Source organism: Xanthomonas sp. GPE 39 (assembly GCF_000963005.1).
In the GTDB taxonomy this organism is placed as follows: domain Bacteria; phylum Pseudomonadota; class Gammaproteobacteria; order Xanthomonadales; family Xanthomonadaceae; genus Xanthomonas_A.
Genome location: NZ_JZHZ01000007.1, coordinates 2,721,246 through 2,737,694, shown reverse-complemented (window position 1 = coordinate 2,737,694; position 16,449 = coordinate 2,721,246). Strand labels below are relative to the sequence as shown.

General features: G+C 64.9%; 13 protein-coding genes. 8 read left to right on the top strand and 5 right to left on the bottom strand.

Going from position 1 to position 16,449, the window contains the following annotated elements; translation table 11 throughout:
- Positions 1–59 precede the first annotated feature (59 nt).
- From XALGPE39_RS11430 to tldD, 4 genes are all read left to right on the top strand, one after another.
- The gene (locus tag XALGPE39_RS11430) at positions 60–626 is read left to right on the top strand and encodes a Maf family nucleotide pyrophosphatase (RefSeq protein WP_045728292.1); all 567 of its coding nucleotides are present in this window, start codon (positions 60–62) and stop codon (positions 624–626) included.
- On the top strand, positions 626–2,116 hold the full coding sequence (gene rng, locus XALGPE39_RS11425) for a ribonuclease G (protein WP_045728291.1): 1,491 nt from the start codon (positions 626–628) through the stop codon (positions 2,114–2,116). The genes XALGPE39_RS11430 and rng overlap by 1 nt, the downstream gene beginning before the upstream one ends.
- Positions 2,117–2,228: 112 nt before the next feature.
- Positions 2,229–6,095, top strand: a complete 3,867-nt coding sequence (locus tag XALGPE39_RS11420; RefSeq protein WP_045728290.1) for a YhdP family protein — start codon at positions 2,229–2,231, stop codon at positions 6,093–6,095.
- 54 nt (positions 6,096–6,149) lie between these two features.
- On the top strand, positions 6,150–7,592 hold the full coding sequence (gene tldD, locus XALGPE39_RS11415; protein ID WP_045728289.1) for a metalloprotease TldD: 1,443 nt from the start codon (positions 6,150–6,152) through the stop codon (positions 7,590–7,592).
- A 161-nt stretch (positions 7,593–7,753) separates the two neighbouring features.
- Here tldD and yjgA read toward each other — a convergent pair whose 3' ends face one another.
- Positions 7,754–8,341, bottom strand: a complete 588-nt coding sequence (yjgA, locus tag XALGPE39_RS11410; RefSeq protein WP_045728288.1) for a ribosome biogenesis factor YjgA — start codon at positions 8,339–8,341, stop codon at positions 7,754–7,756.
- A 97-nt stretch (positions 8,342–8,438) separates the two neighbouring features.
- On the opposite strand from yjgA, the gene pmbA reads away from it, so the two are divergent.
- Both pmbA and XALGPE39_RS11400 read left to right on the top strand, forming a co-directional pair.
- Positions 8,439–9,806 (top strand): metalloprotease PmbA, encoded by a 1,368-nt coding sequence (gene pmbA, locus XALGPE39_RS11405; RefSeq protein WP_045728287.1) that lies wholly within the window; start codon positions 8,439–8,441, stop codon positions 9,804–9,806.
- A 114-nt stretch (positions 9,807–9,920) separates the two neighbouring features.
- Positions 9,921–10,301, top strand: a complete 381-nt coding sequence (locus tag XALGPE39_RS11400) for a DUF4870 domain-containing protein (protein WP_045728286.1) — start codon at positions 9,921–9,923, stop codon at positions 10,299–10,301.
- 192 nt (positions 10,302–10,493) lie between these two features.
- Here XALGPE39_RS11400 and XALGPE39_RS11395 read toward each other — a convergent pair whose 3' ends face one another.
- The 3 genes from XALGPE39_RS11395 to tilS are packed head-to-tail and all read right to left on the bottom strand — an operon-like array spanning position 10,494 to position 12,997.
- Positions 10,494–11,375 (bottom strand): farnesyl diphosphate synthase, encoded by an 882-nt coding sequence (locus tag XALGPE39_RS11395; RefSeq protein ID WP_045728285.1) that lies wholly within the window; start codon positions 11,373–11,375, stop codon positions 10,494–10,496.
- A complete protein-coding gene (locus tag XALGPE39_RS11390) occupies positions 11,365–11,631 on the bottom strand; it encodes an exodeoxyribonuclease VII small subunit (protein ID WP_045728284.1) in 267 nt (88 codons plus the stop codon). Before XALGPE39_RS11390 ends, XALGPE39_RS11395 begins: the two co-directional genes overlap by 11 nt.
- Before the next feature lie 31 nt (positions 11,632–11,662).
- Positions 11,663–12,997, bottom strand: coding sequence for a tRNA lysidine(34) synthetase TilS (tilS, locus tag XALGPE39_RS11385; RefSeq protein WP_082061892.1), 1,335 nt, complete (start codon positions 12,995–12,997; stop codon positions 11,663–11,665).
- A gap of 193 nt (positions 12,998–13,190) precedes the next feature.
- On the opposite strand from tilS, the gene XALGPE39_RS11380 reads away from it, so the two are divergent.
- Positions 13,191–14,522, top strand: coding sequence for a dicarboxylate/amino acid:cation symporter (locus tag XALGPE39_RS11380; RefSeq protein WP_045728283.1), 1,332 nt, complete (start codon positions 13,191–13,193; stop codon positions 14,520–14,522).
- A 199-nt stretch (positions 14,523–14,721) separates the two neighbouring features.
- Positions 14,722–15,201 carry an acyl-CoA thioesterase gene (locus XALGPE39_RS11375; RefSeq protein WP_045728282.1) on the top strand — a complete coding sequence of 160 codons (480 nt, stop codon included), beginning with the start codon at positions 14,722–14,724 and terminating at the stop codon, positions 15,199–15,201.
- A gap of 326 nt (positions 15,202–15,527) precedes the next feature.
- Here the strand turns inward: XALGPE39_RS11375 and XALGPE39_RS11370 are convergent, their stop codons facing one another.
- Complete coding sequence (locus XALGPE39_RS11370) at positions 15,528–16,379, bottom strand: C40 family peptidase (protein WP_045728281.1); 852 nt, start codon at positions 16,377–16,379, stop codon at positions 15,528–15,530.
- Positions 16,380–16,449: the final 70 nt, after the last annotated feature.

Below are 16,449 nucleotides of genomic sequence, written 5' to 3'. Positions count from 1 at the left end.
AGGCGATGGCTCTGCAATCGTAGATCGTTCAGTCATGCCTGTCGGGTTATCCTTCAGACATGTTGTATCTCGCTTCCCGCTCTGCACGTAGAAACGAACTGCTGACCCGCCTCGGTGCGACATTCCGGATCCTCGACTTGGAGGTGCCGGAGGTGCGTGCGGTCGAGGAGTCGGCAGAAGCCTACGTGCGCCGGGTTGCGCTTGACAAGGCGCGTGCCGGGCTCAGGCAGACGGCGGGCGAGGTCGATGCCGTAGTGCTCGGTGCCGATACCGAAGTGGTGCTGGAGGATCGGGTGTTCGGCAAGCCTGCCGACGCCGATGACGCCGCCGCGATGCTGGCGGCGCTGTCCGGGCGCACCCACCATGCGTTGACCGTGGTGGCGCTGGTCGGCGCCGGCCGCGAGGAGTTGGTGTCGGTAACGACCGCAGTGACTTTCGCTCCGCTGTCGGCGCGCGACATCGCCGATTACGTCGCCAGTGGTGAGCCGATGGGGTGTGCCGGCGCATACGCGATCCAAGGCGGTGCCGAACGTTTTGTCAGTCGCCTGGACGGCAGTTACTCCGCCGTGATGGGCCTGCCGCTGCACCAAACCTTCCACCTGCTGCGCACCTTCGGAGTGCTCTGATGTCGCAAGAGATCCTGGTCAACGTCACGCCGCGCGAGACCCGGGTGGCCGTCATCGAGAACGGCATGCTGCAGGAGCTACACATCGAACGCGGTTGGCGGCGGGGTGTGGTGGGCAACATCTACAAGGGCCAGGTGCAGCGGGTCATGCCGGGGATGCAGGCGGCCTTCGTCGAGGTGGGGCTGGAGCGTGCGGCGTTTCTGCACGCCAACGACGTGGTACGACCGGCGCCAGTCTGCAATGGCGACACCGACGAGGCACCACCGTTGCCGGTCCCGGCGGCGGTACCGATCGTGGAGCTGCTGCGCGACGGTCAGGAGATCGTGGTGCAAGTGGTCAAGGATCCGATTGGCAGCAAGGGGGCGCGGCTGACCACGCAGATCAGCATTCCCTCGCGTTATCTGGTGTTGCTGCCGCAGTCGCGGGTGATCGGAGTATCGGCGCGGATTGAGGACGAGGCCGAACGGCTGCGGCTCAAGACGCTGGTCGCCGATCTGGCGGCCAGTCACGGCGGCTTCGGCTACATCATCCGCACCAATGCCGAGGGGCAGCCGGCCGAGGCGCTGGCCGAGGACATCGCCTATCTGTCGCGGGTCTGGAACGTGGTCGAGCGCCGTGGTCGCGACGGCAACCCGGCCAGCATCATCTACGAGGATCTCAGTCTGCCGCTACGTGCGGTACGCGATCTGATCCGCAAGGACGTGGAAAAGGTCAAGGTCGATTCGAACGAGACCTTCGAGCGTCTGCAGGCCTTCGTCGCCAAATACATGCCGGTGTTGGCCGAGCACATCGAGCTGTACACCGGCGACCGCCCGATCTTCGATCTGTACGGCGTCGAGGACGAGATCGCGCGTGCCTTGGACAAACAGGTGCCGTTGAAGTCCGGTGGTTACCTGGTCATCGACCAAACCGAGGCGATGACCACCATCGACGTCAATACCGGCTCGTTCTTGGGTCAGCGCAACCTCGAAGAGACGGTATTTCGCACCAACCTGGAGGCCGCGCAAGCAGTGGCGCGGCAATTACGTCTGCGCAATCTCGGTGGCATCATCATCATCGACTTCATCGACATGAGCGATGCCGAGCATCGCCGTCAGGTGCTGCGCACGTTGGAAAAGGCGCTGTCGCGTGATCATGCCAAGACCACGGTCTACGATTTCTCGCCGCTGGGGCTGGTGGAGATGACCCGCAAGCGCACGGTGGAAAGCCTGGAGCGGCAATTGTCCGAGCCATGTCCGCAATGCGGCGGGCGCGGCTCGATCAAGACCGCCGAGACCGTCACCTACGAAATCTTCCGCGAAATCACGCGCGCGGTGCGCCAGTTCGATGCTGCAAGGCTATTGGTGATCGCCTCGACCAAGGTGGTGGCGCGGATCACCGATGAGGAATCCTCGGCGGTGGCCGAACTGGAGGAGTTCCTCGGCAAGACGATTCGTTTCCAGGCCGACGAACAATATCTCCAAGAGCAATTCGACGTGGTGTTGCTGTGATGCAGGCCGGACCCGGGACTCGGGACCCGGGACCCGGTAAGCCAGAGCGCTGCTGGGTGTGCATCCATTGGCGTGGCCGTGGTGTAAGGGCGCTGACGGATTCCGGCTGCTGATGCACACACCGTTGCGTCGCCGCTTGCGTCTGGCATGCCGTTCCGCGTTCTACGCGATGGCGATCGGGCTGGTGTGTGTGGCTCTGGTGGTGGGCGCGTTGAGCCAGGCGTTACCGTTGGTGGAACAGCATCCGCAGCAGGTGGCCGCGTGGTTGAGCGCACGCGCCGGTCACCCCATCCGTTTTGATCGGCTGGAAACCGCTTGGACCCGGCGTGGTCCGTTGTTACGCCTGGATGGCTTGCGCATCGGGGGCGGCGACGGTGTGCGTATCGGTCAGGCAGAGATCCTGGTGTCGATGTATTCCGGCATGTTGCCCGGTCGCTCGTTCACCGAGTTGCGTCTGCGCGGTTTGACCTTGACCTTGCTGCGCGGCAGCGACGGCAACTGGTCGGTGCAGGGGTTGCCGACTTCCGGGCAGGGCGGCGATCCGCTGGATAGCGTGCAGGGCTTGGGCGAATTGCAGGTGATCGGTGGGCGCTTGGCAGTCAGTGCGCCGAGTCTGGGCGTGGCGGTGCAAGTGCCGAAGATCGACATGCGTCTGCGTGTCAACGGCGATCGCCTGCGCGTCGGTGTGCAGGGTTGGAGTGATCTGCGGCAGACGCCACTGACCGCAGTGCTGAACATCGACCGCCAGCGCGGCAGCGGTCGTCTTTATGTCGCCGTGAAGCCGACCGACCTTGCAGTTTGGTCGGGCCTGTTGCACGTTGCCGGGATCCAGGTACAAGGCGGCACTGGCGAGATCCAGGCATGGCTGCAACTGCAGCAGCATCGCGTCGCCGCTCTGACGGTACAGGCCGCCTTGCGCGACCTGCGCCTGCGTGGTGCCGCGTTGGCCGATGGGCGCACACGCCCGCAATTGGTGTTCGCCACCTTGCGGACAACGGCGCGGTGGCGCCAGATCGACGGTACCGACGGCTGGCGTTTGGATGTGCCGACATTGCAAATCGATCAAGCCGGCTTGCCGCCGCAGCGCCTGGATGGGTTCACCCTCGCCATCGGGCGGCGTTTCTCCGTGCTGGGCGATCATCTCGATGCCGCGCCGCTGATTGCCGTGGCGGCACTCAGCGACCGTCTCTCACCCGGCCTGCGGACCTGGCTGCAACTGGCGCGACCGCGCGTGCAACTGACCCAGCTCGCACTGACCGGAACTCCAGGCGGTGCGCTGTACGGACAGGGTCAACTGGCCGAGTTGGCGTTCGCACCGGCTGGGCAGTCTCCAGGCCTTAGCGGCCTGCGCGGTCGCTTCCAAGGCGACGCGCAGGGCGGCGAGCTGGTCCTCGATGCCAGCAGCCCGGTGCGTGTGGACTGGCCCAGTGGGTTCGGCGTGGTGCACCAAGTGCAATTGGCTGGTCGTATTGTCGCTTTCCGCGATCACGATGGCGTGCGCGTGGCGACTCCGGGCCTGCGCGTGCAGGGCAGCGACTACGGCGCCGATGTGCGCGGCGGGCTGTACTTTCAGAACGACGGCTCGCGACCGTGGATCGATCTGGCCGCCGACACCCAGGATGCCCCGGTGGTGGTGGCGAAGAAGTTCTGGATCCATTCGAAGATGCCCGCTGCCCTCACCGATTGGTTGGACGCCGCGCTGCAAGGCGGGCGCGTGCACGATGGACACGTGCTGATTTCTGGCGATCTCGACGATTGGCCCTTCGTCGAACACGATGGCCGTTTCGAGGCGACCGCGCGAGTGGAAGACGCCAAATTGCGCTTTCACCAGGACTGGCCGGCAGTGGAGCATGTGGACGCCAATGTCGCCTTCATCGGCAACGGCTTCCAGGTGCATGGTCGCGGCATGATGGGCGGCGTGGCGGTGGAGCAAATGTCGGCGACCCTGCCCGATTACAGGGAAGGCCAGCTCAGCGTGTTGGCCAGCACCCGCGCCGACACGGGCAAGCTGCTGGCGATGTTGCGGCAGAGTCCGCTGCGCACACATTACGGCGACACCTTGGACGCGCTCAGCGCGTCGGGGCCGGCCGATGTCACCTTCGATCTATTGCAACCGCTGCATGCCGATGTGGGCGGCTATCATCTGCGCGGTACGGTGGACCTGCTCGGCGCGCACATCGGCGACAAGCGCTGGGACGTGGCGTTCGACGACATGCACGGCAGTGCCACCTACAGCGATACCGGCTTCGCCGCGCAGAAGCTGAGCGTGGTCCACGAGGGCCGCCCAGCCGAACTTGCGCTGCGCGCCGGCGATGGTGTGCTGGACCGGCAACAGGCCTTCGAGGCTGCGCTGAGCGCATCGCTGGATGTGGACGAATTGCTCGATCGTGTGCCGGAGATGGCCTGGATCAAGGCCTATGTGCAAGGACGCTCGCGCTGGGATATCGCGGTCGGTTTGCCCAAGGCCGCCGATGGCGGTGTGCAGCCGCCGACCCGGCTACAACTGCATTCGGATCTGGTCGGCACGGATTTACTGATGCCGGCACCGATGGACAAGGATGCCTCGACACCACTGGCGACCTCGGTCAACGTGCCGTTGCCGGTCGGCAGCGGGCGTATCGAGGTGGCGTTCGGCAAGTTGATGGCGCTGGCCGCGCGTAGCGAGCGCGGCAAGACCGGGGTCAGGGTGGTGATGGGCAGCGACCACGTCACCGACGAGCCGCCCAGCAGCGGCCTGGTGGTGAGCGGGCATGCCGCGTCGCTGAACGCGATCGACTGGATCAGCCTGGTCAGCCGCCCCGATCCGAAGGCCACCGCCGTCGCGGGGGGCGAAGATCCCATGCCGCTGCGTCGGATCGACCTGCTTGCCGATCATCTGCTGCTGCTTGGCGGCGTGTTCGAGAACACGCGCCTGCATCTGCAGCCGCAGGCCGATAGCATCGACGTGCGCCTGGACGGCCCGGCGCTGTCGGGCGAGCTCAGCGTCCCCAGCAAGGAGGGCGGTGTCGTCGGTGGGCGTTTGGCGCGGGTGTATTGGCGTGCGGCGACCCCGCCTGCGCCGGAGGGCAGCGTGCCCGCAGCGCCGAGCGGGCCGCTTGCCGACAGCATGGATCCAGCGGCGATCCCGGCGCTGGCGTTGGATGTGGACGATCTCCGCTTCGGCGCGATGAATCTCGGTGCGGCCTCGCTGCGCACGCACAAGCTGGCCGATGGGATGCAGGTGGACCAATTACACCTGCGCTCGGACCAACAGCAGATCGACATCAGTGGCGATTGGCGTGGCAAGGGCGCGGCGGCGCAGACCCAACTCAGCGCCAGCGTGGAGAGCCAGGATCTGGGGGCGCTGATGCAGAGCCTGGATTTCGGCGGTCAGTTGCGCGGTGGCGAGGGGCGCCTGAATCTGCGTGCGGCCTGGCCGGGCAATCCGGAAGCGGTGCAGTTGTCTGCTATGCAGGGGCAGCTCGACGTGGCCGTGCGCAATGGCCAGTTGCTGGAGTTGAATCCCGGTGCCGGGCGCGTGCTCGGCTTGCTCAGCGTGGCGCAGTTGCCGCGCCGGCTGATGTTCGATTTTCGCGATTTCTTTTCCAAGGGGTTCGCGTTCAACCGTATCGACGGTCAGGTCCGCTTTGGCGATGGCCTCGCGCGCAGCGATGACTTGGTCATCGACGGACCCGCAGCGGAGATCAAGGTGCGTGGCCAGGCGGACCTGCGCGCGCAGCAGTTTGACCAGACCATCGACGTCAATCCCAAGTCCGGCAACTTGTTGGCCGTGGTCGGCGCGGTGGCCGGCGGCCCGCTCGGTGCGGCGGTTGGCGCTGCCGCCAATGCGGTGCTGAGCAAGCCGTTGGACATGATCGGGGCACGCACCTACCGCGTCACCGGGCCATGGAAAGACCCGAAGGTGGAGGTGATCGAGCGCGAATCCGCGCGTCCTCCCGCTCCGGCAAGCGTTCCGCCTGGGTCCTCTGCCACACCGTGACGCGCGGTACTTTTCGCCCTTGCACTCCGCACTTCTGTCCCTCATGTTGAGACTATGAACGATCACACCCTCCAGCTTGCCGAAACCCGCCTGTTGCTTCCCGCCGGCCTTGATGCCGCCAACCTGGAGCGTGCCTTCGGCACATTGCTCGGCCCCGGTGTGGATTTCGGCGATCTGTATTTCCAGCATTCGCGCCGCGAGAACTGGAGCGTGGAGGACGGTATCGTCAAGGATGGCGCGCACTCCATCGAGCAAGGGGTGGGCGTGCGCGCGATCTCCGGCGAGAAGACCGGCTTCGCCTATTCCGACGATATCCACCACGATGCGTTACTGGCCGCGGCACGGTCGGCGCGGGCTATTTCCCGCGATGGCGGTGCGCAAGCGACGCAGGCGCTGCAGCGCGGTGGCGCGCGCGCGCTGTACCCGGCGCTGGATCCGGTGGATAGCATGGACCATGCGCGTAAGCTCGAATTGTTGCGTCACCTGGACCAGTTCGTGCGCGCCGCCGATCCGCGCGTGCAGCAGGTCATGGTGAGCCTGACCGGCAGTGTGGACACCGTGTTGGTGGCGCGTAGCGACGGCGTGCTCGCTGCCGACGTGCGTCCGTTGGTGCGACTGAATGTGCAGGTGATCGTCGAGCAGCAAGGGCGCCGTGAATCCGGCTATGCCGGCGGCGGTGGTCGCTACGACTACGCGGTGCTGTTCGCCGATGGTCGCCCGGAAGCCTATGCCAAAGAAGCGCTGCGCCAGGCGTTGGTGAACCTGGAGGCGGTGCCGGCCCCGGCCGGGGTGATGCAGGTGGTGCTGGGGCCGGGATGGCCCGGCGTGCTGCTGCACGAGGCGGTCGGACACGGACTGGAGGGCGATTTCAACCGCAAAGGCACCAGCGTTTATGCCGGTCGCATCGGCCAGCGTGTGGCTTCGCCCGGGGTGAGCATCGTCGACGATGGCACCTTGGATGGCCGTCGCGGCTCGTTGAACGTGGACGACGAAGGCACCCAGACCCATTGCACCTCGTTGATCGAGGACGGCGTGTTGGTCGGCTATATGCAAGACACCTTGAATGCGCGGCTGATGGGCGTGGCCCCAACTGGCAATGGCCGCCGCGAATCGTTCGCCCATCTGCCGATGCCACGCATGACCAACACCTACATGCGCGCTGGCCAGCACGATCCGCAGGAGATGATCCGCTCGGTGAAGAAAGGCCTGTACGCGGTGAACTTCGGTGGCGGTCAGGTCGATATCACCAGCGGCAAATACGTGTTTTCGGCCACCGAGGCCTACTTGATCGAGGACGGCAAAATCACCGCGCCGGTCAAGGGCGCGACGCTGATCGGCAACGGCCCGGAGACCATGCAGAAGGTCAGCATGATCGGCAACGATTTAGCCTTGGACGAAGGCGTCGGCGTGTGCGGCAAGGATGGACAGAGCGTGCCGGTGGGCGTTGGCCAGCCGTCCTTGCTGATCGATGGCCTGACCGTGGGCGGGACGGCGTAAAGCACGTGATGCATGTTGCGCTGAACTGCGCTGTCGTAGGTGGTGCGTCGGGACCGACGGCGCTGTCGAGGCGCGCTGCGCTGGTCGCGCGTGGTGTTCAGGCGCACACGCGTGTGCGTCGCCGTCGGGCAGATCGGTGTCGTCTTGGCCGCCGCCGTGGTTCAGCGGTCTGCGTCGTCTTCGACGTCCTCGTCCGAGCCGGCGCTTTGCGCGTGCGCGGTGTCCGCTCCCACGCCAAGCACCAGTTCGCGCAGCTCCCGGAACAACTCGCGATACGCATGCGGCGGTTTGTTCTTCAGCCGTTCTTCCTTGGCGTTGCGCAGCAACTGGCGCAATCGCTGGCGGTCGGCGTCGGGGTGCTCGGCGAGCAGCGCGGACAGGGCTGCGTCACCGTCAGCGAGCAGGCGTGTGCGCCAGTCTTCGACCCGATGCAGGGCCGCTACCTCGCGGCGCGCGCCGTCGCTGTTCACGTCCATCGCTTCGCGGATCGCCTCCAGCGCCGCCTCATCCTCGCGGCGCATCTGCTTGGCCAGGAACGCCAGTTGGCGTTTATGCGCGATGTGCGAGGTGATGCGCTTGGCGTCGGCAATATGCGGCAGCAGCGATTCGGGAACCGGCAGCTTGGCCAGTTGCGCGGGGGTCAGTGCCACCAGTTTCTCGCCCAGGCTCAGCACTTCCAGCGCCTCGCGGCGCTGCTGGCTGCGGCTTTCGCCGCGGAATTCACCGGTGTCTTCGTCGCGTCCGCGCATGGTCGTGCTACTCGGTCAGTCTGCAACATCACATCTAAACGTCCGGCCATGGAGGCCAGGGCCGCTGCGAAAGGATTCGCATGACAAGGATAAAGCATTGAACGCGATCTCCCCCGACCTGCACCACGATGACAGCCAGCAGCGCCTGGAGCGTCTGTCCGACATTGCCGAGCGCTTGCTGGCGCGCGCACGCGCGCTTGGCGCGAGCCAGGCTGAAGTCAGTTGTAGCGAAGACCGTGGTATCGATGTCAACGTTCGCCTGGGCGCGGTGGAAACTGTGGAGTCCACACGCGACCGGGGCATTGGTGTCACCGTGTATTTTGGCCAGCGCAAGGGCAGTGCCAGCACGGCCGATCTGCACGACGCCAGCCTGGAGGCGACTGTCGCCCAGGCCTGCGCCATCGCCCGCTATACCGAGGACGATGCCGCCGCCGGTTTGGCCGATGCGGCACTGATGGCGCGGCAGATGCCTGATCTCGATCGTTGGCATCCGTGGGCGCTGCAGGCGGAGGAGGCGATCGAGCTGGCGCTGGCGTGCGAGGCCGCCGGACGCGATGCCGATGCGCGGATCAGCAATTCCGATGGCGCCTCGGTTGGCAGTAGCGAGAGCTTGTCGGTGTACGCCAATTCGCATGGTTTCGTCGGTTGCGAGCGCAGCACCCACCATGCGATCAGTTGCGCGTTGATTGCGGGGCAGGGCGATGGCATGCAGCGCGATGGTTGGTACAGCAGCGCGCTGGCGCGCGAGGAACTGGAGCGGCCGGCGGCGATCGGTCGCCGTGCCGCTGAGCGGACGGTAGCGCGCCTGCAGCCGCGTTCGCTACCCACCGGCGAGGTGCCGGTGCTGTTCGCGCCGGAGATGGCGCGCTCGCTGATTGGCTATCTGCTGGGGGCGGTGTCTGGTGGTGCGTTATACCGTCGCGCCAGCTTTCTGCTCGACAGTGCGGGGACGCGTTTGTTTCCGGAGTGGTTCGCGATCGACGAATTGCCGCACCTGCGTCGCGGCCTGCGCTCGGCGTCCTTCGATGGCGACGGTGTGGCCACCCGCGAGGCGCCGCTGGTGAGCGGCGGAGTGTTGCAGCGCTACGTGCTGGGCAGCTATTCGGCGCGCAGGCTCGGCCTGCAGACCACTGCCAACGCCGGTGGCGTCCATAACCTCAAGGTCGCAGCCAATGCGGCGGATCTGGCCACGATCATCGCGGGCATTCCGCGCGGCCTGTTGGTCACCGATTTGATGGGCAATGGCGTCAACCTGGTGACGGGCGACTATTCGCGCGGTGCGGGCGGTTTCTGGATCGAGAATGGCGCCATCGCCTATCCGGTGGATGAAGTCACCATTGCCGGCAATCTGCGGCAGATGTTCGAGCGCATCGAGGCGGTGGGAGCCGATATCGACGTGCGTTCGCACCTCCATATCGGTGCGACCTTGATCGGTGCGATGACGGTGGCCGGCGCGGCATCCTGATCGCGATGTATTCTCGGCATTCCAGACATGCCTCGACGGGCTTGCCGCCGCCGAGAGTGGCGTTTTGGTGTTTTGGTGTTTTGTCCGCTTCACAACCGACGGAAATGAAGACCGATGAACGAATTCGACAACATCACCGCTCCGCCACCGCCGCCACCGAGTTCGTCAGGCTCGCAGGAGGATCGCCCCATCGCCTTGATGATCCATCTGTCTGGCATCTTCTTCAGCTTCGTCGTCCCGCTGATCGTCTGGTTGATTTATAAGGACAACCCGAGCAAGGTGTTTCTCAACGACCAAGCCAAGGAAGCGTTGAATTTTCAGATCACCATCGCCATCGGTTACCTGATCTGCAGCGTGCTCATCATCATTTTGATCGGCATTGTGGGCATGAAGATCCTGTGGGCGCTGAATCTGGTGTTTTGCATCCTCGCCGCCATCAAGGCCTACGAGGGCGTCGCTTATCGTTATCCCTTCGCGCTGCGGTTGATCAAGTAACGCGCAATGTCTGCGCTCGCGAAAAGGCCCGGCGTTCGACGGGCCTTTTTGTTGCCTTCAGCAAAGATGGATGAGGTCGGCTGGCTTGTGTATCGACGTGCCTGGAGCAGCGGTGCATCCTGCATGGCCGTATCGATGCTTGCGTTTTGTCGTGCGCGTGCAGGCTGCCGAGCACGGGACGGCGCAGCTGAGTCAGTGCGCGCGATCCACCGCCAACTTCGCCAGTGTCGCCAGTGGGTCGGCGTGCGCGCCATAACCGTGTAGACCATCGCGCATGGTGTGCGCCAGTTCGGCGAGCTTGGCCTTGGCCCCGTCCATGCCCAGCAGCGCCGGGTAGGTCGATTTGGCCTGGGTCGCGTCTTTCCCGGCGGTCTTGCCGAGTTGTTCGGAGCTGGCTTCCACGTCGAGGATATCGTCGCGGATCTGGAACGCCAGGCCCAGGGCGCTGGCGAAGGCATCCAGGTGGTCCAATGCGGCGCGGTCGGCGCCGCCGCCCAATGCGCCCAGACGCACGCTAGCGCGGATCAGGGCACCGGTCTTCAAGGCGTGCATGCGCTGCAGATCCGCCAGTGGTTGCACACTGCCGGTGGCGTCGATGTCCAGGGCCTGGCCGCCGCACATGCCGGCCGCACCGGCGGCCTCGGCCAGGGTCTGCAACCACTGCACGCGCAGCGCCGCATCGGCGCCATCGGCCTTGGCCAGCAGTTCGAACGCCAGGCTTTGTAGCGCATCTCCGGCGAGGATCGCGGTGGCCTCGTCGAAGGCGATATGCACGGTGGGCTGGCCACGTCGCAGTGCATCGTCGTCCATGGCGGGTAGATCGTCGTGGACCAGCGAGTAGGCATGGATCAGTTCCACCGCCAACGCCGGCGCATCCAGGTGCGCCGCGTCGCTGCCGAACAGGGCACCGCTGGCGTAGACCAGCAGCGGACGCATGCGCTTGCCGCCGCCGAGCGTGGCGTGGCGCATCGCTGCGTGCAGGCGTTGTGGTGCCTGTGCGGTTGCAGGCAGGTGTGCATCCAGGCCAGCTTCAACCCGTTGCCGCCAGCGTGCGAAGAGGGCGTCAGCCGCCATGGAGTGGGGTGGGATCGAACGGTTCGGCGCGGTCGGGTTGCTCTGGGTCGCTGAGCAGGCGCACACGTAGCTCGGCCTGTTCCAGGGCCTGCTGGCATTGTCGGTACAGGCCGACGCCGCGTTCGTAGGCGCTGAGCGATTGTTCCAGACTCAGGTCGCCTGCTTCCATCTTCTCGACCAGCACTTCCAGTTCTTCGAGCGATTGCTCGAAGCGGGCGATCGGGGAGGCATCGTCGTGTTGTGGCTTCTTGGGCATCGCGAAAGTGTGCGCGGCGCCGGGGACACGGTCAATGTGCGGCGGCCGCGTGGTCGTCCAGCACCAGGCGTGCGTCACGCGCCTGCAGCCAGGCGTGTAGTGGCGCGGCGAGCAATGCCGGGCCTGCCGCCAGCAGTTGTTCTGCGTCGAACAGCAGGGGTAAGCGCGTGCGCTGCCACGGCGGCACCGCCTGAGCTTGCAGCAGATGTTTGAGTGCCTGCGAATGGTGGCGCCCGGGCAACTGCAGGCGCTCGCCGCCGCGGCGTTGTCGTACCAATAGTGGTGTGGCGAAGCCGAGTGGCGCGGTGGCCTGTAAGCGTAACTGGCGGCCATCGGGCAGGCATAGCGGCGCGCGTCCGTCCCAGTGGGTTTGCCAGTCGGCAGGCCATGCGGGTGGATCCCATTCGGCATACAGCGCTTCGCGCCAACTGCGCACGCGGGCGCCATGCCAGGCGAATTCGGCGGCGGCGTCGGCACGGGGATGCAGCAGCGTGCGTTCGATTGCCGTCAGGCCCGTCGCTGGCAGTGGCGGCAGGCCTGCGTCACTGATCCAGCGCCGCAGCACGCGTGCGCGGCGTGCGCTGGGGAGCGCGCGTAGTGGTGGTAGTGGCAGCGCGGTGCCTGGCGTGTACCGCCATGCGTCCAACGTTGCCTGATCGTCCGCATCCAGCAGGGTCACGGTTTCAGCGCACAGCTGTGCGCTGCGGGCGAGTGCGGCGTCGGCATGCGGCCAACGCTGGCGTAGCAATGGCAGCACCCGCAGGCGCAAGAAATTGCGGTCGAAGCCGGGATCGGCATTGCTGGGATCGTCGATCCAGTGCAGCGCGTGCTGTTGCGCGTAGGCGTGCAGCGCGCTACGCGGCAGTGTCAGCAACGGTCGCCACAGTTTGCCGTTGGCGAAATCGGACAGCGGCTGCATCGCGGTCAGGCCGTCCGGGCCGGAGGCACGCAGTGCGCGCAGTAGGAAGGTTTCGGCCTGGTCGTCGCGATGCTGCGCCAGTGCCAGCCATTCGCCATGCGCCATCACCTGAGCAAACGCCGCGCGTCGTACCTGCCGTGCCGCCGCTTCCAGGCCATCGCCGCGATTGCGTGGCACGTCTACGCGGAGTACCTGCAGTGGTACTTCCAGAGCCGCGCTGATCTGTTGGCAGTGCATCGCCCAGGCGTCGGCATCGGGGTGCAGGCCATGATGCACGTGCACGGCGCGTAGGCCGCGCTGGCGATAGTGTGGTTGTTGCGCCAAGGCGTGCAGTAGGACCGTCGAATCCAGGCCGCCACTGAAACCGAGCAGCACCGACGCTGGCGCTGGATTGGGTAAGGCGTCGGCGAGGGCGGATAGCGGTGGGGTGGGTATACGCGAACTCATCGCGCCACTGTAGACGCAAGCGAGCGTGCGGCGAAGTGCGTTGTGCGGATGGAGGCACGGCTAAAATGGTGCTGGGGCGCACGCTTCCAGTCGTGCTGATGCCGTCAGGGCGAGTTGTGTTCAAGCCATGCCATCGTCGGCAGCGCCGAGGTGCGCTATGGTGAGAAATCGTAGAACTCTCTGGATAGCGTCAATGAGATTGGTGACGGCCTGGTTACGCATCCCATTCTGGCAGCGTGTGTTGGCCGGTTTCGTGCTGGGCGCGTTGGCCGGCTGGGCACTGGGCCCGGCTGCGGAGACATGGTTCAAGCCGCTGGGTGATCTTTACGTCACCTTGATCAAGATGATTGCGGTGCCATTGGTGTTTTTTGCGGTCATCAACGCAATCGCGTCGCTGCATGGGCAGCAGTCGGTTGCCAAGCTGGGTGGGCGCACCTTCCTGTGGTTTATCGTTACTGCGGCCTTGGCGGTGGGCGTTGGCCTGACCGTGGGCACGTTGCTGCAGCCTGGCGCCGGTCACCTCGGCTTACGGGTGGACAGCGCCTGGGCGCCGCACGATGTGCCCAGCCCGATGCAGGTGCTGCTGGATGTGGTGCCATCCAATCCGTTCTATGCGCTGACTGGCATCGGTGCTCACATCAATGCCGCTGGGGAAAGCGTGCTGGTGGCCGGACGTGGCTCGATCCTGCCGGTCATCTTTTTCGCCGCATTGCTTGGTTTTGCGATGGTCAAACTCGGTGCCCGCGTGGCCGAGGCGCGCAAGCTCTGTACGCAAATGAGCGAGATCATGATCCAGGTCACGCGTCTTGTGCTGGAGATGACCCCGCTGGGCACCTTCGGCCTGATCGCTGGGCTGGTCGGAGGCTATGGTTTCCAGAAACTGCTGCCGTTTGGTCATTTCGTGTTGGCGCTGTATCTGGCCTGCGCACTCCACATCGTGGTGGTGTATAGCTGTCTGCTGTTGGCGCACGGGCTCAATCCGTGGAAGTTCTTTCGCGGTGCTGCGCCCGGGATGCAAGTCGCCTTCGTCAGTTCCTCCAGCTTTGCCGCCATGCCGGTGGCGTTGCGTTCGATCACCCACAATCTGGGCGTCAACAAGGACTATGCCGCGTTCGCGGTGCCGCTGGGCGCAAGCATCAAGATGGATGGCTGCGGCGCGATTTTCCCAGCGCTGTGCGCGGTGTTCATCGCGCAGTACACGGGGGTGCCGTTGACGGCCAATCAGTATTTCGTGGTGCTGATTGCCTCGGTGCTGGGCAGCTTCGGTACTGCCGGCGTGCCTGGTACCGCCGTGGTGATGGCCACCGTTGTGCTGAGTGCAGCCAATCTGCCGCTGGAGGTGATCGGTTATTTGTACGCGATCGACCGCGTGCTGGACATGATGCGGACCATGACCAACGTGACCGGGCAGATGCTGGTGCCGGTGCTGGTCGCCAAGGAAACTGGCCTGCTCGATCGTCAGGTGTACGAAGCCGCTTCCAGCAACGTCGGTTTGGAGTCGTCGCCTGGCGGCACATCGCAGTGAATGTCAGGTGCTGCGCTGACGGCAGCGGTATTTTCCGTGGCGGTGCATTCGCGCACGCGCGAACAGTCGGGTCGGCGTAATCGCGCATCGCGCTGGACAACTTGCTATTTGCTGTTGTCGATCGCCGCTGTGGCGCACTCTCGCATTGCAGCATCAGCCCATGGCAGACTGCGGACTCCTTTTCATTCATGGAGGTCCGATGAGCGGCACGCAACGCGACCTGACGTTTCGTTTTCTGGCCGAGCCGATCGACGTCAACTACGGCGGTAAGGTCCATGGCGGGGTGGTGATGAAGTGGATCGATCAGGTCGGCTACGCCGCTGCGGTTGGCTGGAGCGGGCACTACAGCGTGACTGTGGCGGTAGGCGGTATCCGCTTCGTCTCACCGATCCGGATCAGCGACATGGTCATGGTGAGCGCCAAGCTGGTTTATACCGGTACCACCAGCATGCATTTCGCGATTGAAGTGCGCGCTCGCGATCCGATGGGCGGCGAAGCGCGGTTGTGTACCCATTGCATCATCGTGTTCGTGGCTCTGGACGGCGTGGAAGGAAAACCGATCCCAGTGCCGTCCTGGCACCCAGACACGCCGGAAGATCATCGTCTGGCCGAGTACGCCCAGAAGGTGATGGAGTTGAGCAAAGGCATCGAGGACACCATCGCTCATTACCAGAGCTGAGGTTCTGGCAGTGTCGCTGCTGCATCCATTGCAGCGGGACAATTCCAAGGGTTTCTCCGTGTGGCGTTAGACCGGAGCGTGAAGAGTGGCTGGTAAAACGTCGCCACTCGCTGTCGGCAGGGTGGGGACAGCGCGCAGCAACCGCCGTGATGGGGTACGTGAGGATTCCGAGCACTGCCCGCGCCCGTCCGGCGGTGACGCAGTCGTTTTGTTAGTGACTCAACGTCGGCCTGCGCGCGTGGCCGGTTCCTGATGTTGCTGGCGCTGCGATAACGAAAAAAGCCGCTGTATCCAGCGGCTTTTCGTCTACCAGAATGTGCTGGGGCTTACATCGCCACGCGTCGTGCCTGCATGAACTTGGCGCTCCAGTACCCCGAGCTGAGGGTATCCACGCGCACATCTTTGCCACGGCTCGGGGCATGCAGGAAGCGGCCTTCGCCGACGTACAGGCCGACATGGTCAACCCGGCCCTTGCGACCGAAAAACACCAAATCGCCCGGTGCCAGTGCGTCGCGGTCCTTGATCAATTCGGCATTGGCCTCGTGCGCCATCTCGCGCGACACGCGGGGCAGTTCGATGCCCAGCGCGGTACGGAATACGTAACCGATCAGGCCACTGCAATCGAAGCCTTCGGTATCCTCGCCGCCCCAGCGGTAAGGCGTACCCAGCAGCGCCATGGCGCGCTTGAGTACCGATTGCACCTTGTCGCCGCCCGGAACGACGCCTTCATGCAGGGTCGGTTGGGAGATATCGTAGTTGGCCAACAGACGGCTGATGTCACCGGCGAACATCGCCGAGCGATCCATGAGCGGGATAGTGTCGTTGCCGGCCAAGTGCGGCAGCAGGGCGGCCAGAGTGGCGGTGGCGGCGATGTCGGCCTTGCTGCGTGCTGGAGCTGCTGCCTGCGGTGTCACTGTCGGTGTCGGCTTGGCGGCGATGGTCGCAGTCGTTGTCTGGTGTACGTTACCAGTAGCAGTGACTGCAATGGAGACAGTTGCGGCTGGTATCGGATTGGGAGCGAAGGGCGCGATCACTTCCCGGACGACGGTATCGGTGGATGGGGACTGCGCCAAGGCTGGGAGAGCCGTGAGACAGAGCGAGGCGGTGCAGAAAAGGCGGAGCGCGGTCCGATGGGGAACAGCAATCTTGCCTGTGCAGGTCTGGGCTTCAATCGTCACGCTTGGATCACAGAATCATAAAGATGGACGATCATCCTCTGGATGAGGCAAGGAGAGGTTTAAATAAAGT